16 protein-coding genes are annotated in these 14,888 nt (G+C 47.7%); 10 read left to right on the top strand and 6 right to left on the bottom strand.

Annotated features, from left to right (window positions below; translation table 11 throughout):
• The first annotated feature begins 154 nt into the window (after positions 1–154).
• The gene (locus E5355_RS10415; RefSeq protein WP_136010318.1) at positions 155–1,372 is read left to right on the top strand and encodes a GTP-binding protein; all 1,218 of its coding nucleotides are present in this window, start codon (positions 155–157) and stop codon (positions 1,370–1,372) included.
• 89 nt (positions 1,373–1,461) lie between these two features.
• On the opposite strand, the gene nadD is transcribed toward E5355_RS10415, so the two are convergent.
• From nadD to E5355_RS10395, 4 genes are all read right to left on the bottom strand, one after another.
• Positions 1,462–2,019, bottom strand: a complete 558-nt coding sequence (nadD, locus tag E5355_RS10410) for a nicotinate (nicotinamide) nucleotide adenylyltransferase (RefSeq protein WP_136010317.1) — start codon at positions 2,017–2,019, stop codon at positions 1,462–1,464.
• A 22-nt stretch (positions 2,020–2,041) separates the two neighbouring features.
• On the bottom strand, positions 2,042–2,278 hold the full coding sequence (locus E5355_RS10405; protein WP_136010316.1) for a hypothetical protein: 237 nt from the start codon (positions 2,276–2,278) through the stop codon (positions 2,042–2,044).
• Positions 2,275–2,838 carry a guanylate kinase gene (gene gmk, locus E5355_RS10400; RefSeq protein WP_136010315.1) on the bottom strand — a complete coding sequence of 188 codons (564 nt, stop codon included), beginning with the start codon at positions 2,836–2,838 and terminating at the stop codon, positions 2,275–2,277. The genes E5355_RS10405 and gmk overlap by 4 nt, the downstream gene beginning before the upstream one ends.
• 120 nt (positions 2,839–2,958) lie before the next feature.
• Positions 2,959–3,843, bottom strand: coding sequence for a YicC/YloC family endoribonuclease (locus E5355_RS10395; protein ID WP_136010314.1), 885 nt, complete (start codon positions 3,841–3,843; stop codon positions 2,959–2,961).
• A gap of 91 nt (positions 3,844–3,934) precedes the next feature.
• Here E5355_RS10395 and tsaB point away from each other — a divergent pair, with 91 nt between their 5' ends.
• From tsaB to rseP, 7 genes are all read left to right on the top strand, one after another.
• A complete protein-coding gene (gene tsaB, locus E5355_RS10390; RefSeq protein ID WP_136010313.1) occupies positions 3,935–4,627 on the top strand; it encodes a tRNA (adenosine(37)-N6)-threonylcarbamoyltransferase complex dimerization subunit type 1 TsaB in 693 nt (230 codons plus the stop codon).
• Between the two features lie 51 nt (positions 4,628–4,678).
• Complete coding sequence (locus E5355_RS10385) at positions 4,679–5,299, top strand: DUF4290 domain-containing protein (protein WP_136010312.1); 621 nt, start codon at positions 4,679–4,681, stop codon at positions 5,297–5,299.
• Between the two features lie 19 nt (positions 5,300–5,318).
• A complete protein-coding gene (gene murA, locus E5355_RS10380; protein ID WP_136010311.1) occupies positions 5,319–6,626 on the top strand; it encodes a UDP-N-acetylglucosamine 1-carboxyvinyltransferase in 1,308 nt (435 codons plus the stop codon).
• A gap of 1 nt (position 6,627) precedes the next feature.
• Positions 6,628–7,164, top strand: coding sequence for a ribosome maturation factor RimM (gene rimM, locus E5355_RS10375; RefSeq protein ID WP_136010310.1), 537 nt, complete (start codon positions 6,628–6,630; stop codon positions 7,162–7,164).
• Positions 7,161–8,018 (top strand): M23 family metallopeptidase, encoded by an 858-nt coding sequence (locus E5355_RS10370; RefSeq protein WP_136010309.1) that lies wholly within the window; start codon positions 7,161–7,163, stop codon positions 8,016–8,018. Before rimM ends, E5355_RS10370 begins: the two co-directional genes overlap by 4 nt.
• Positions 8,019–8,054: 36 nt before the next feature.
• The gene (locus tag E5355_RS10365; RefSeq protein WP_136010308.1) at positions 8,055–9,200 is read left to right on the top strand and encodes a 1-deoxy-D-xylulose-5-phosphate reductoisomerase; all 1,146 of its coding nucleotides are present in this window, start codon (positions 8,055–8,057) and stop codon (positions 9,198–9,200) included.
• Positions 9,201–9,311: 111 nt separating this feature from the next.
• Positions 9,312–10,643, top strand: a complete 1,332-nt coding sequence (gene rseP, locus E5355_RS10360; protein WP_136010307.1) for an RIP metalloprotease RseP — start codon at positions 9,312–9,314, stop codon at positions 10,641–10,643.
• Positions 10,644–10,786: 143 nt separating this feature from the next.
• Here rseP and E5355_RS10355 read toward each other — a convergent pair whose 3' ends face one another.
• Entirely contained in the window at positions 10,787–11,686 is a 900-nt protein-coding gene (locus E5355_RS10355) for a diaminopimelate dehydrogenase (protein WP_136010306.1), read from the bottom strand.
• A gap of 195 nt (positions 11,687–11,881) precedes the next feature.
• Between E5355_RS10355 and ruvA the strand changes: the two genes are divergently transcribed.
• A complete protein-coding gene (gene ruvA / locus E5355_RS10345) occupies positions 11,882–12,484 on the top strand; it encodes a Holliday junction branch migration protein RuvA (RefSeq protein ID WP_136010304.1) in 603 nt (200 codons plus the stop codon).
• Positions 12,481–13,473: a DUF3843 family protein gene (locus E5355_RS10340; protein WP_136010303.1), complete on the top strand. Its 993-nt coding sequence runs from the start codon at positions 12,481–12,483 to the stop codon at positions 13,471–13,473. The genes ruvA and E5355_RS10340 overlap by 4 nt, the downstream gene beginning before the upstream one ends.
• A gap of 196 nt (positions 13,474–13,669) precedes the next feature.
• Here the strand turns inward: E5355_RS10340 and E5355_RS10335 are convergent, their stop codons facing one another.
• Positions 13,670–14,833 (bottom strand): M24 family metallopeptidase, encoded by a 1,164-nt coding sequence (locus tag E5355_RS10335; protein ID WP_136010302.1) that lies wholly within the window; start codon positions 14,831–14,833, stop codon positions 13,670–13,672.
• Positions 14,834–14,888 lie beyond the last annotated feature (55 nt).

The following is a 14,888-nucleotide window of genomic DNA, read 5'->3' as shown; positions in this document are numbered from 1 at the left end:
GTTGAGTATTGTTCCATAACTCTAATTAATTGACACTCAAAAAGCTACAAATAAATCTCCAATTAACCTGCTGATTTACAATATATTATTCATTGCAATAACATTTATCTTCAATAAATTTTAAACAGCTTCTTAATCTATAACTGAAATGATTATGAATACAATAGAAATCCCCGTATTACTGCTGACCGGTTATCTGGGCAGTGGCAAAACAACTTTGGTAAACCACATCCTTTCCAATGAACGCGGCATCAAGTTTGCTGTTATCGTCAATGATATAGGTGAAGTGAACATTGATGCAGACCTTATACAGAAAGGTGGCATAGTAGGAAAGAAAGAGGAAAGTCTGGTAGCTCTGCAGAATGGCTGTATCTGCTGTACGCTGAAGACAGACTTGATAGAGCAGATGTTCGAAATCATGAAGATGCAACGCTTCGACTACATCGTGATTGAGGCGAGTGGCATTTGCGAACCGGAACCTATTGCCCAAACACTCTGCTCCATTCCTCATATGGGAGGAGCGTATACCAAATACGGCATTTGCCGCTTAGACTGTATTACCACCGTGGTGGATGCCTTACGTCTGCAAAGTGAATTTTCTTGTGGAGGCGACCTAACCCGCAAAGACATTGACGACGAAGATATCGAAAACCTCATTGTCCAGCAGATTGAGTTCTGCAACATCATCCTGCTGAACAAAGTCGCAGAAGTGCAACCGGAAGAGCTGAAACGCATCAAACAGATTATCCGCACCCTGCAACCCGGTGCCGAAATCATAGAATGCAATTACGCCGACGTGAATCTGGACAAGATTATCCGCACCGGCCTTTTCAACTTTGAACGTGCTGCCACCTCCGCCGGATGGATTCGGGGAATAGAGCGGCAAGTCACCGAGGAAGAAGAGAGGGAAGCACACCACCATCATCACCATGATGAAGAGAAACATCAGCACGAAGAGTGCCATGCCCACCATCATCACCACCATACCGAAAGCGGTGAAGTGGAAGAATATGGCATCGGCACTTTTGTCTATTACCGCCGTCCGGCATTCGACATCCACAAGTTCGACCATTTCGTCGCCACCAAATGGCCTCGCAGCATTATCCGTGCCAAAGGTGTCTGTTACTTCAGCCATAACCGTGACATGTCATTCCTCTTTGAGCAGGCAGGGGTACAGAAGAAAATAACCGAAGCCGGACAATGGTATGCTACCGCCCCCGAAGAAGACCTGATAGAACTGATGCGACAAGAACCGGGACTGCTGAGAGATTGGGATGAAAAGTACGGTGACCGCATGCAGAAGATTGTATTCATCGGTCAACATATAGACAAGGAACAACTGATACACGACTTGGACGAGTGTCTGGAGTAAACCCAAACACCAAAGCCTATTGGCATACAATAAATGAACATAATTCAGCCGGAGACTGAAAGGCATTCGGTCTCCGGCTCATCGTAAGGCTACCTGCTCAGCTCCTCATAAACCGCCGGATGCAGGAAATAGCGTACATCTTTCCCTTCTTCCATTGCCTGACGAATAAAAGTAGAGCTGATTTCGAACACCGGAGAAGAAACTGTCCGCACATTTTGCGACAAAGATGCGGTTTCCACCGGATAACCGGGACGAGGATAAACAAGAATACGGTTTTCGGCAAGAATACGCTCCGACTCATACCAACGGGAGAAAATTCTCCAATTGTCAGAACCGATGATAAGATGGAAAACATGTTGTGGATAAGTTTGTTTTAGTGCATCCAGCGTATGAACAGTATAAGAAGGCCGAGGCAGATGGGATTCAAAATCGGAAGCGCGAAACTTGGGATAACCCTCAGTGGCTAGCTGCACCAGCTTCAAACGTAACTTGTCATCCATCAGTTCGTTTTCTTCCTTCAGCGGATTGTGGGGGGTGACCATAAACCACACTTCGTCCAGGTCCCCGTATTCGCAAAGATAGTTGGCGAGGGCCAAATGTCCGATGTGTATCGGGTTGAATGAGCCGCTAAAGATTCCTATATTCATTTATTCTTATTCATATACAACCTTACAAAGGACGTCTTTGCAACGCACGCCAGGCAGCCCAAGCATTGAAAATCGTCACTACAGAAATAAGAAACATTGAAATACTGGAACGAGGCTCGCCATGCTGTATATACAATACACCCACAACAAGGGAGCAGACGAACAGAATGCTATTAATAATCAGCAATGCCTTGTTCAGCTTCGGGCTGTTCTTCCTCCTCGGTGCCAACTGGTTGTGCACTCCTCCACGTTGTTTCATTCGTTCAAGAATTGAGAGATTACTTTCAATGCTTCCGCTTTGGCTGTCTCCAGGTCATCGTTCACAATCACGGTATCGAACTTCGGTACAAAGCCCAGTTCGTATTCGGCTTTCGCCACGCGGCTCTCTATCACTTCGGGAACATCTGTTCCGCGCCCCACCAAGCGTTTGCGCAATTCCTCCACTGAAGGTGGCTGAATGAAAACAGACAAAGCACGCTCACCATAGAATTTCTTGATATTGCAACCACCCACTACATCCACATCGAACACTACATTCTGTCCGGCAGCCAATTGCTTTTCCACCTGCTCCTTCAGTGTTCCGTAAAAACGGTCCTGATAGACCTCTTCATACTCCAGGAATTCATCATTGGCTATGCGACGACGGAACTCGTCAGGAGTCAGAAAGAAATACTCCACTCCATCTTTCTCCGTTCCGCGGGGCGGGCGGCTGGTCGCTGAGATGGAGAATGCCAAGTTCAGATTTTGAGTCAGCAGATAGTTGATAATCGTTGACTTGCCGGAGCCCGAAGGGGCTGAAAATATGATAAGTTTTGCCATGAAATTTACGATTTAACGATGTACGATTAAAGTTAGAAGATTTACGGCTTGACGTTTCAAGACATACACATCAAAGCAACTTCAATCGTATATCGTAAATCGTCAAATCGTAAATCAAAATCACATTACATTCAATACTTGTTCCTTGATTTGTTCCAGTTCGTCCTTCATCTGGACAACAATCTTCTGCATCTCTGCATGATTGGACTTACTGCCCAAAGTATTGATTTCACGTCCCATTTCCTGGGCAATGAACCCTAACTTCTTACCTTGTCCGGTTCCGGTTTCCAGCGTATTGATAAAGTATTTCAGATGATTGCCAAGACGCTGCTTCTCTTCGTTCACATCCAGCTTTTCGATATAGTAGATGAGTTCCTGCTCCAGGCGGTTCTTGTCATAATCCACACTCAAGGTCTTTTCCAGTGCATCAGTAATGCGTTCCTTCACTTTGGCGACGCGTTCTTTCTCGTAGGGAGCGATGGCCTCCAGCAAATGGAAGATGTTGGCAATCTTTTCGCGAAACTTCTTTTCGAGGGCAGCGCCTTCCTGCCTGCGGAAATCGACCAGCGCATTGACAGCTTGTTCCACAGCCGAATAAACCACAGTCCATTCCTCCTCACTCAGTTCCTGCACATCATTCTTAGTCATCACATCCGGCATACGGAGCAACGTGGCAAACCAGTCCATCGCATCCGGTACAGGTATTCCTAGATTTTCTGATATAGCACAAATCTGCTTGTAATATCCCTCCACCAACGTCTGGTTGATGGGAGTGGCGTTTTCCGCACTCTCTTTCTTTTCTATCCAAAGACTGAAATCCACTTTTCCGCGTTCCAGTTTCCGTGATATTTCATTACGGATTTCCATCTCCTTCTCACGATAAAGCGGGGCAATGCGAGCAGATAAGTCCATTGCCTTACTATTGAGCGACTTTATTTCAACGTTGATTTTCTTATCAGGCAGTTCGACGGTTGCTTTGCCGTAGCCTGTCATAGATTGTATCATAATGTTATAGTTTTGCGCAAAATTACACGATTATTTTAATTAGTGAAAATAATCACGTAAATTTGCACTACTAAAATCAAGAATAAAAGTTATGTCATGTATCTTGCATATTGAAACGTCCACTTCAGCCTGCTCCGTAGCCTTGAGCGAAGACGGACAGAACGTTTTCAAGAAAGAGGACCTGAATGGCCCTTCACACGCCGTTTCATTGGGAGTCTTTGTGGACGAGGCGCTATCCTTTGCCGATAGCCATGCCATGCTGTTGGATGCAGTCGCCGTGAGCTGCGGTCCTGGTTCGTATACCGGGTTGCGTATCGGTGTGTCGATGGCAAAAGGTATCTGCTATGGACGTAACCTACCGCTTATCGGACTGGAAACCCTGAAAGTCCAGTGTGTACCTGTATTGCTCTACCACGATGAGTTACCCGACGACGCACTGCTCTGCCCCATGATTGACGCTCGCCGCATGGAAGTCTATGCTGCCATCTACGACCGTGCCTTGAAACCGGTGCGCAACATTGCAGCCGATATTGTGGACGAAAGTTCCTACCTGGAATTCTTAGAGCAACATCCGGTCTACTTCTTCGGAGATGGCGCAGCCAAATGCAAAGAGAAAATCACGCATCCCAATGCACACTTTATCGACGGCATTCGTCCGCTTGCCGGCATGATGTTCCCGTTGGCAGAGAAGGCAATAGCCGAACAAGACTTCAAGGATGTAGCCTATTTCGAGCCCTTCTATTTGAAGGAATTCGTAGCCGGCACGCCAAAGAAACTTATTTAAATAATCATCCATTTTTAAATAATCATCCATTGTCAATTATCCTTTAAAGAAATGCAATATAACACTCAACAAAAGCGGATGCCTCTGCCCGAATACGGTCGTAGCATCCAGAATATGGTAAACCACGCGCTGACAATCGAAGACCGTGCAGAACGACAGCGTTGCGCAAACACAATCATCAACATCATGGGAAACATGTTTCCCCATCTGCGCGATGTGCCCGACTTCAAACATAAATTGTGGGACCACCTTGCCATCATGGCCAACTTTCAATTGGATATAGATTATCCGTATGAAATTATCCGCAAGGACAATCTGAATACCAAGCCAGAGAGCATCCCCTACCCCAGTACCAAAATCCGCTACCGCCACTACGGCCGTACATTGGAAGTACTGATAAAGAAAGCCATCGAATTCCCGGAAGGAGACGAGAAACAAAACCTGATAGCCCTTATCTGCAACCACATGAAGAAAGACTACATGGCATGGAACAAAGATACCGTCGACGACCGTAAGATTTCAGACGACCTTACCGAACTCTCTGACGGAAAACTGCAAATGACAGACAGCATCGTCCGACTCATGGCCGAACGTATCGACCTGAACTACCGTCCGAAGGTGAACAACCAAAATAACCGGAATAACAATCGGAACAATAAACGGAAATACTAAATTGGAGTTATAATTCAATATGGCATCATTTGTAATCGAAGGAGGACACAGACTTTCCGGCGACATTTCCCCCCAAGGAGCGAAAAACGAGGTGTTGCAAATTATCTGCGCCACATTGCTCACTGCCGAAGAGGTGACTGTGCACAATATCCCGGACATACTGGACGTCAATAACCTTATCCAATTGATGCGGGATATGGGAGTCAGCGTATCAAAAAAGGGCATTGACACTTACAGCTTCCAAGCTGCCGACATTGATTTCGCCTATCTGGAAAGTGATGCGTTCCTGAAAAAATGTTCCAGCCTACGCGGTTCCGTCATGCTGGTAGGGCCCATGGTGGCACGTTTCGGCAAGGCCATGATTTCCAAGCCGGGTGGAGACAAGATAGGACGCCGCCGTCTGGATACACATTTTATCGGTATCCAAAATTTAGGAGCCCACTTTTTCTATAATGAGGAGCGTGGCATCTACGAAATATCAGCCAAACAACTGCATGGCAGTTATATGCTACTCGATGAGGCATCTGTAACGGGCACCGCCAATATCGTAATGGCAGCCGTCCTTGCCAAAGGAAAGACCACCATCTACAACGCCGCCTGCGAACCCTACGTGCAGCAACTTTGTAAAATGCTGAACCGGATGGGAGCCAAAATAACGGGAATCGCCTCCAATCTCCTGACCATCGAAGGAGTGGACGAGTTGCATGGTACCGGGCACACCATCCTTCCCGACATGATTGAAGTGGGCAGCTTCATCGGCATGGCAGCTATGACCCGTAGCGAACTGACGATCAAGAACGTCTCCTACGAAAACTTGGGAATCATTCCCGACAGTTTCCGCCGCCTCGGCATCAAGATGGAGCAGCAGGGAGACGACATTTACGTGCCTACACAAGAGACGTACCAGATAGAGTCCTTTATCGACGGCTCCATCATGACTATTGCCGACGCGCCCTGGCCCGGACTGACACCGGACTTACTCAGTGTGCTGCTGGTGGTTGCCACTCAGGCAAAAGGCAGTGTACTCATTCACCAGAAAATGTTCGAAAGCCGCCTGTTCTTTGTGGACAAGCTGATAGATATGGGAGCGCAAATTATTCTCTGCGACCCGCACCGTGCCGTTGTCATCGGTCATGACCACGGCTTCAAACTACGTGGCGGCAACATGACCTCGCCCGATATCCGTGCAGGCATCGCCCTGCTGATAGCTGCCATGAGTGCAGACGGAATCAGCCGCATCCACAACATAGAGCAGATAGACCGTGGGTATCAGAACATCGAAGGACGACTGAATGCGCTCGGAGCAAGAATAACAAGGATAGAATAAAATGATAAAGAGAGAAGAAGTATATAAGATAGGTATATTCAACAAACCTCACGGCATTCACGGAGAACTGTCATTCACTTTTACAGACGACATCTTTGACCGAGTAGAAGCAGAATACCTAATCTGTCTGCTGGACGGTATACTGGTGCCTTTCTTCTTGGAAGAATACCGTTTCCGCTCCGACACCACCGCCCTTGTCAAACTGGAAGGCGTGGACACGGCAGAACGCGCCCGCATGTTCACCAATATTGAGGTCTACTTTACCGTAAAGCATGCGGAAGGGGCAAGACCGGGTGAACTGAGCTGGGACTTCTTCGTCGGTTTCCGTATGGAGGAAGTACACCACGGCATACTGGGAGAAGTGACGGACGTGGATACATCGACCATCAATACGCTGTTTGTGGTGGATCGTCAGGGAGAAGAACTGCTGGTTCCGGCACAGGAAGAGTTTATTATAGACATTGACCAAAAGCACAAGGTCATAACCGTAGACCTACCGGAAGGTTTGATAGCTTTGGACGAAACAGAAGAGGTATGAAAAAGAAACGGAGAAAAGCATTTTGGAATAACATTAAGTTCAAGTACAGACTGACGATTACGAACGAGAATACCCTTGAGGATATCATCACGTTGCGCGTATCCAAACTGAACGGATTGTCCGTATTGCTCTCCGTGTTGTTCGTATTGTTTCTCATCGCCTCCTTGATTGTAGCCTTCACCCCGCTGCGCAACTACCTGCCCGGATATATGAACAGTGAAATTCGTGCCCAGGTAGTGGAAAATGCCTTACGCGTAGATTCCCTCCAGCAACTGGTGAACAGACAGAACCTTTATATCATGAATATCCAAGACATCTTCCAGGGCAAGATAAAGGCAGACACCATACACTCCATCGACTCGCTGACCAACCTGCGCGAAGATTCGCTCATGGAACGCACACAACGGGAAACCGAATTCCGCAAGCAGTACGAGGAAACAGAGAAATACAATCTGACAGGCATTACCGCCCGCCCCGAAATAGACGGACTGATTTTCTACCGCCCCACGCGCGGCATGATTTCATCTCCCTTCAATGCCGAAACAAAACACTTCGGCACAGACATCGCCGCCAATCCGGGCGAAAGTGTATTAGCCACCTTAGACGGTACCGTCATACTGAGTACCTACACTGCCGAAACGGGGTATCTGATAGAAATACAACACAATCAGGACTTCGTGTCAGTCTACAAGCATTGCGGCTCTCTGCTGAAGCGGGAAGGCGACGCAGTGAAAGGAGGAGAAGCCATCGCACTGGTAGGAAACACCGGCGAGATGTCCACCGGTCCCCACCTCCACTTCGAGCTTTGGCATAAGGGCAGGGCCGTAAATCCCGAGCTTTACATCGTATTTTAGTCTTCAAATAGTAAATTGTAAAATAGCATAATAGTAATGAAACAGATTGCCATACTCGGTTCTACCGGTTCCATCGGTACACAAGCGTTGCAGGTCATCGAAGAACATCCCGACCAGTACGAAACATACGTATTGACCGCCAACAATCGCGTAGAGGAACTCATAGCCCAAGCACGCAAATTCAAGCCTGAAGCAGTGGTAATAGCCAACGAATCGAAATACACGCAACTGAAAGAAGCGCTTGCCGACCTGCCTATCAAGGTATATGCCGGCTCAGATGCTCTCTGCCAGATTGTGACCGAAAATCCCATTGACATGGTATTGACCGCCATGGTGGGATATGCAGGGCTGAAGCCTACCATGAATGCCATCCGCGCCCGCAAGCCGATAGCCCTTGCCAACAAAGAGACACTGGTGGTAGCGGGAGAGCTCGTCAATGACCTGGCGCGCTTCAGCGGTGTCCCCATCCTGCCCGTCGACTCCGAACACTCTGCCGTTTTTCAGTGCCTGGCCGGTGAGATAGGCAACCAAATAGAAAAAGTTATACTGACCGCCTCCGGAGGTCCGTTCCGCACCTGCACCATGGAGCAACTGGCAACCGTCACCAAAGTGCAAGCACTGAAACACCCCAACTGGGACATGGGCGCCAAAATCACGATAGACTCTGCTTCCATGATGAACAAAGGGTTCGAGGTAATCGAAGCCAAATGGCTGTTTGGTGTACGTCCCGACCAGATAGAGGTCGTGGTACATCCGCAATCCGTCATCCACTCCATGGTACAGTTTGAGGACGGTGCCGTGAAAGCACAACTAGGAATGCCGGACATGCGTCTGCCCATCCAGTACGCTTTCTCCTACCCCGACCGGTTGAAAGCCTCTTTCCCGCGCCTGGACTTCAAGCTGTGCACGGAACTGACATTCGAGCAACCGGACACCACCCGTTTCCGCAACCTCGCCCTGGCCTACGAAGCTCTGCATCGTGCAGGCAACATGCCTTGCATTGTCAATGCCGCCAATGAAGTGGTGGTAGCCGCCTTCCTGCAAGACAAAATTTCGTTCCTTGGCATGAGTGACGTAATAGAAAAGACCATGTCGCGCGTATCCTACTTGCAGAAGCCCACCTATGAAGACTATGTGGCTACGGATACCGAAGCCCGACGGATAGCAGAAGAACTGATTTGACAGATATATTGGAATGAAAAGAATTATAAAAAACATCTACTCATTTGATACGTTAAATAAGAAAACGTACCTTTGCGAAAATTATAAAAATCGTAAAACAGCAAATAATTGATGGAAACATTCTTGATTCGTGCCCTGCAACTCATTATGAGCCTTTCGTTGCTCGTTATTATTCATGAGGGAGGGCACTTTCTTTTTGCGCGTCTATTCAAGACGCGGGTAGAAAAGTTCTGCTTATTCTTTGACCCTTGGTTCACATTATTCAAGTTCAAGCCCAAACACAGTGATACGGAATATGGTATCGGGTGGCTACCCTTAGGCGGCTATGTAAAAATAGCAGGCATGATAGACGAATCTATGGATACCGAACAGATGAAGCAACCCATGCAACCATGGGAGTTTCGTGCCAAGCCGGCATGGCAGCGCCTGCTGATTATGGTGGGCGGTGTATTGTTCAACTTCCTGCTCGCATTGTTCATCTATTCCATGATACTTTTTACTTGGGGCGACGAATATATACCAGTACAAAAAGCCCCATTAGGTATGGACTTTAACGAAACTGCCAAATCCATAGGCTTCCGCGACGGTGATATTCTAATATCTGCCGACGGGGTACCGTTCGAACGCTATGACGGCGACCTGCTGACCAGTATTGTCGATGCCCGTCAGGTAAGCGTACTGCGTGACGGGAAAGCCGCTTCAGTCTACATCCCCGAAGACATGATGAACCGCTTGCTGGCAGACAGTGTGCGTTTCGCCAGTTTCCGTTTCCCTTATGTAGTGGACAGCCTGATTGTAGGATACCCTGCCGCTTCCGCCGGCCTGCAAGTAGGTGACAGTATCACCCACTTGGATGGAAAGCCTATAGCCTACTACGACTTCAAAGAAGAAATGCTGAAGCGCAAGAAAGCCAATGCATCCCATGAGGTAACCTTGACATACGTCCGTAACGGTGTGACAGATACTTTGAGCATGATAACCAATGCCGACTATGAAATAGGTGTAGCAGCACGTACGGAAACCGACAAACTGCTCCCTGTTGTCCGCAAGGAGTACAGCTTCCTTTCCTCCTTCCCTGCCGGCATATCCTTGGGAGTAAAGACTCTGAAAGGCTACGTGGGCCAGATGAAATATCTATTCTCTAAGGAAGGAGCCAAGCAACTCGGAGGTTTCGGAACCATCGGCAGCATTTTCCCCGCCACGTGGGACTGGCACCAGTTCTGGTACATGACGGCATTCCTCTCTATCATCCTTGCCTTTATGAATATTCTGCCCATCCCCGCACTGGACGGCGGACACGTTTTATTCCTCATTTACGAAATCATTGCACGCCGCAAGCCCAGCGACAAGTTTATGGAACGCGCACAGATGGCAGGCATGTTCCTCTTGTTCGGTTTGCTGATTTGGGCAAACTTCAATGATATACTGAGGTATTTCTTCTAAAAAAAAGGACTGCCGAGCGTACTAAAAAACGCATCATCCATTCGCAGTAGAACGGATGATGCGTTTGCATCAAACAGATGATGTGTTCGGGACAAGCCGACGATGCGTTTGAACCAAACACGTCATCTGCTTTTTTCGTATCCTTATACCAAGTGAGCAATCCACTCTTCACGGTCGCCCGGAAGCAGGTCTATTACCGGAACTTCAACCATTGTATAGCAACCCGGCTGCTGACGCATAGCGGCACGCGCCACACATACCAGCACTTGTGCCGTGAGGGCAGGATTATTGATGCGCATGTTGAACTCAAATAGCTGGTTCTGCGTCTTGCCGGACACCCCTTTACGGGTCAGGTTTACCCCATGTCCCATATCGAGCAGTGCATCCACGCTCGGAACCAATTTCACATGTGTCTCGTCATTCACGAAGTACGGGTCGGCTTTGATGGCGGCAGCCACCTGGTCAAATTCGTAACCATCCTTCAGCTCGATGTACACCATACGGCGGTGAATGCCGGTTCCCGTGGGAATAGTCATGGAAAGGGCGGCTTTCACCCCTTCGATGGCCTTCACAGCCACAGTGTGTCCCATGCTCATGCCCGGACCAAAATTAGTATAGGTAATGCCCTTCGGAGCAATAGCTTCCAGCATGGTGCGGACGATAGAGTCACTACCCGGATCCCAGCCGGCAGAAATGATGGATACCGTATTATGCTTTTTAGCCTCTGCATCCAGTGTACGGCGCAAGGCAGTGATACCCGTATGGATATCGAAACTGTCCACAGTATGAATGCCTAAAGCAAGAATCTCCTTTGCATACTCTTCCACCTTGCGGGTAGGCGTACAAAGGATAGCCACATCCACATCTTTCAACTCCTTGATATTCTTCACAACGGGATATCCGCCCAGCTCCGCAGGACAGTTTTCAGCTCCGGCACGGCGCACTACACCGGCAATTTCAAAATCGGGAGCTGCTTGCAGGGCTTCGAACACATAGTGCCCGATATTACCATAGCCAACAATGGCTGCTCTTACTTTTTTCATTCTTTTTATGAATTTATTTATCAGTTTTCTACTTTATCGGCGCAAAAGTAATCATTTTAGTTTATTATATCGGCAAAAGTCTCTGCTGTTTCACACAGTTTTTCTTTTTTTAGTGTGTGAAAGTCCAATAATAATTCATACATTCGCAGATGATATGTGCGCAAGGCGCATTTTAGGCCAACAAGCAAAAGAATTATGATAGAATACATCAAAGGCGGGATTGCCGAACTAAGTCCGGCAACCGCAGTAATAGACTGTAACGGACTGGGATATGGTGTCAATATTTCATTGAACACGTATGCCGCCATCCAAGGCAAGAAAGAATGCAAGCTATATATATACGAAGCTATCCGTGAAGACGCCTATATCCTCTACGGCTTCGCCGACAAGCAGGAACGCGAACTATTCCTGCTGCTCATCTCCGTGTCAGGAATCGGCGGAAACACAGCCCGCATGATTCTCTCGGCACTCTCGCCATCCGAACTGATAAATGTCATCAGCACGGAAAACGCCAATCTGCTGAAAACAGTCAAGGGCATCGGACTGAAAACTGCCCAACGGGTGATTGTGGACTTGAAAGACAAAATCAAGACCGGCAGTGTGGCAGCCGACAATACCGGAACCATGGGTACTCTCATATCGGCCGCCAATACGCAAGTACAGGAAGAAGCCGTAGCTGCCCTTACCATGTTGGGCTTTGCACAAGCCCCCTCACAAAAAGTGGTACTTGCCATTTTGAAGGAAGAGCCAAGTGCACCGGTAGAACAAGTCATCAAACTGGCATTAAAGAGATTATGACAACAATCCACATACAACATTGGTTAAAGGCCAATCAACGTACTCGTATATTGCCAACGGACAAATGGTATCTGGACTTTGCCACAAGTATCCTACCCTCCGTCGAAGCCTCTCCCCTATTCTGCAAGGAAGACTGCCGCACACAAGCAGATACGGCCATTGCTCTCGGCATGTACTTTCAAGATGCCATTGCCCAAAACGGAGGATGGAAACTTTTCACCGAAGCACACCAGAAAATATACGGAACTCATCTGCCGTTTTATCTGCTGACCGATAATTACGTGCCCGATGAAATAAATCCGGAAGACATAGCATTCGTACTATGGACCTTGAAATCACAGCCTGGCTCTCCCAACCAGAACTACACCCTGTTCAGCCCTTATGACAAAGAGCTACTTGCGCTGAGCCAAACTGTGTACAAACTGATGGACGCACGTTTTGAAGAAGCTCCCATCCGAGAAGAAGCATCCTCCTGTCTTTGGGTGACGGGAACCGACTTGCCGGACATGCCCATTACTCCGCTTCCGGAAGTCACTCCGGAAACCAAGTTGAGCAACCTAGCTTCCCGCTGCCTGGAATACAGCAAAGGGAAACCGTTGCTATATTTCACCAACTATAAAGAGCTATGCGTCTTCTTTGTCGATATACTGAAATGGGAAAATAAACCATCGGCACTGCTACCCGACTTGGAGCATAAAAAGGAATTCGTAATCTATGCCAATCCCAAAGGTATGCTCATTGCCCACAACGTAGCTGCCTGCTTCTGTGAAGCGCATAACCCGATGTATGATGCCAAGCGCGCGGCAGCGGAAGGATACGGTATGTTCTGCCAGCCCTGCTACTGCCCGTTCGACCTGCTGAAATACGGAATGGCAAAAGGAATTCTACCTGACGTGGAACTCCCCTTCCCGAAAGGAAAAGAAATACTGCAACAAAACTGGGATTTCATAGCCCGCTATTATCTACGTCAATATTATGAAGGCGAATAATCATTCTGGAATAAAACCAAAACGAAACAACAAAACCAAGCCAACTGGTAAACGAATTGGTAAATCAAAACCCTCGAAAGCGAACAATCAGCTTAACAGAAGGGTCAAATAATAAAAAATGGATTATTGATAATTGCCATGCGGTTTCACGAAACACACTGCACAGTTCAATTATCAATAATCCATTTTCCCATTATCAAAGTTCCACAATCTCTTCCTTGCACAACGTCAGTTTCTCTACTCCATCTGCCGTTACAACCCAAGAGTTTTCGATACCGACGGGACCGATGCCCGGCAAAACAATCTTTGGCTCCAATGCAAAGACCATGCCCGGTTCCAGTTCCTGCTTCACGCGCGGAGCCAATACCGGCATTTCATTTATTTCCAGACCGACACCATGTCCGATGAACTTAGCCTTTTGAGTGGTTCCCATAAAGTTATCGGCAAAGCCTGCTTTGGTGACAATATTGACAGCAAGATTGTAAAGGTCCTCACAAACGGCTCCCGGTTTCACCTTTGCTACAACAGCCTCTTGTATGTCCAGACAAACCTGATGGGCAACGTATGCATTTTCCGGCAACTTTCCGATGGAAAATACGCGGCTCATGTCGCCCATATAACCATAAAAGTTTCCTCCCATATCGACCATAAAGCTATGACCGGGCTTCAACAGTGCACCGTTTACGCTAATAGGCAGTGACGGGTCAAGTCCCTCGCCTCCCAAAGCAAAGTCATAGGGGGCAGGCACAGTGGCATTGTCTCCTGCCAACAGACTTCCCATAAAAATTTCCATGCTTTGCCCGAATGTACGAAAAATGCCCAGACAACCTTCCAAACGCATCAAGCGCTCTATTTCTATGGATAACCGGCAATCTGTCATTCCCGGTCTGTAAACCGAAGGTATTTGTTCATAAGCCTTGGCATGTGCAATGCCGGAACGACGGAACATCTCAATCTCCATTCCAGTCTTGACACTTCGGGCTTTCCGGATAAGGGCCGTACCACAAGGAAGCACCTCCGTCTCAGGGAAACAAGCAGCCAAACGGTTATATTCCGTAAAAGACAACTCGTCCCCCTCCAGCATCAATCTAGCAGGTATGGACAAGCCGCATTCCTTCAACAAATCAGGGAGTTGTTCCGGTTTACGGATAAGATGTATATGTTCCCCTTTGATATTGTTGGGACGTTTGATAAATAAACGGGCAGGAGCATTCAACGGCAAATACAGATAACCACTGACAACACGTCCGTACGTATAGATTAAATTTACATTACAAGCGATAAGAGCGGCATCAATCTCTTGTTGAGCCATGAGAGAGCGTATTTTATCACGTCTCAGTTTCAATTCAGGTAGTAACATCTCTTTGTCATTTATGATTTCGTGCGACAAAGATACAATTTTTTCATTGAGAATG

Source organism: Bacteroides muris (ex Afrizal et al. 2022) (assembly GCF_004793475.1).
Taxonomy (GTDB): Bacteria; Bacteroidota; Bacteroidia; order Bacteroidales; family Bacteroidaceae; genus Bacteroides; species Bacteroides muris.
The sequence above is the reverse complement of the archived record's forward strand: the minus strand, read 5'-3'. Positions and strand labels throughout refer to the sequence as shown.

What these genes read in the sequence shown, in the direction of transcription:
- E5355_RS10415 (WP_136010318.1), top strand. Translation starts at nt 155, where the DNA reads ATGAATACAATAGAAATCCCCGTATTACTGCTGACCGGTTATCTGGGC.
- nadD (WP_136010317.1), bottom strand. Translation starts at nt 2,019, where the DNA reads ATGAATATAGGAATCTTTAGCGGCTCATTCAACCCGATACACATCGGA.
- E5355_RS10405 (WP_136010316.1), bottom strand. Translation starts at nt 2,278, where the DNA reads ATGAAACAACGTGGAGGAGTGCACAACCAGTTGGCACCGAGGAGGAAG.
- gmk (WP_136010315.1), bottom strand. Translation starts at nt 2,838, where the DNA reads ATGGCAAAACTTATCATATTTTCAGCCCCTTCGGGCTCCGGCAAGTCA.
- E5355_RS10395 (WP_136010314.1), bottom strand. Translation starts at nt 3,843, where the DNA reads ATGATACAATCTATGACAGGCTACGGCAAAGCAACCGTCGAACTGCCT.
- tsaB (WP_136010313.1), top strand. Translation starts at nt 3,935, where the DNA reads ATGTCATGTATCTTGCATATTGAAACGTCCACTTCAGCCTGCTCCGTA.
- E5355_RS10385 (WP_136010312.1), top strand. Translation starts at nt 4,679, where the DNA reads ATGCAATATAACACTCAACAAAAGCGGATGCCTCTGCCCGAATACGGT.
- murA (WP_136010311.1), top strand. Translation starts at nt 5,319, where the DNA reads ATGGCATCATTTGTAATCGAAGGAGGACACAGACTTTCCGGCGACATT.
- rimM (WP_136010310.1), top strand. Translation starts at nt 6,628, where the DNA reads ATGATAAAGAGAGAAGAAGTATATAAGATAGGTATATTCAACAAACCT.
- E5355_RS10370 (WP_136010309.1), top strand. Translation starts at nt 7,161, where the DNA reads ATGAAAAAGAAACGGAGAAAAGCATTTTGGAATAACATTAAGTTCAAG.
- E5355_RS10365 (WP_136010308.1), top strand. Translation starts at nt 8,055, where the DNA reads ATGAAACAGATTGCCATACTCGGTTCTACCGGTTCCATCGGTACACAA.
- rseP (WP_136010307.1), top strand. Translation starts at nt 9,312, where the DNA reads ATGGAAACATTCTTGATTCGTGCCCTGCAACTCATTATGAGCCTTTCG.
- E5355_RS10355 (WP_136010306.1), bottom strand. Translation starts at nt 11,686, where the DNA reads ATGAAAAAAGTAAGAGCAGCCATTGTTGGCTATGGTAATATCGGGCAC.
- ruvA (WP_136010304.1), top strand. Translation starts at nt 11,882, where the DNA reads ATGATAGAATACATCAAAGGCGGGATTGCCGAACTAAGTCCGGCAACC.
- E5355_RS10340 (WP_136010303.1), top strand. Translation starts at nt 12,481, where the DNA reads ATGACAACAATCCACATACAACATTGGTTAAAGGCCAATCAACGTACT.
- E5355_RS10335 (WP_136010302.1), bottom strand. Translation starts at nt 14,833, where the DNA reads ATGTTACTACCTGAATTGAAACTGAGACGTGATAAAATACGCTCTCTC.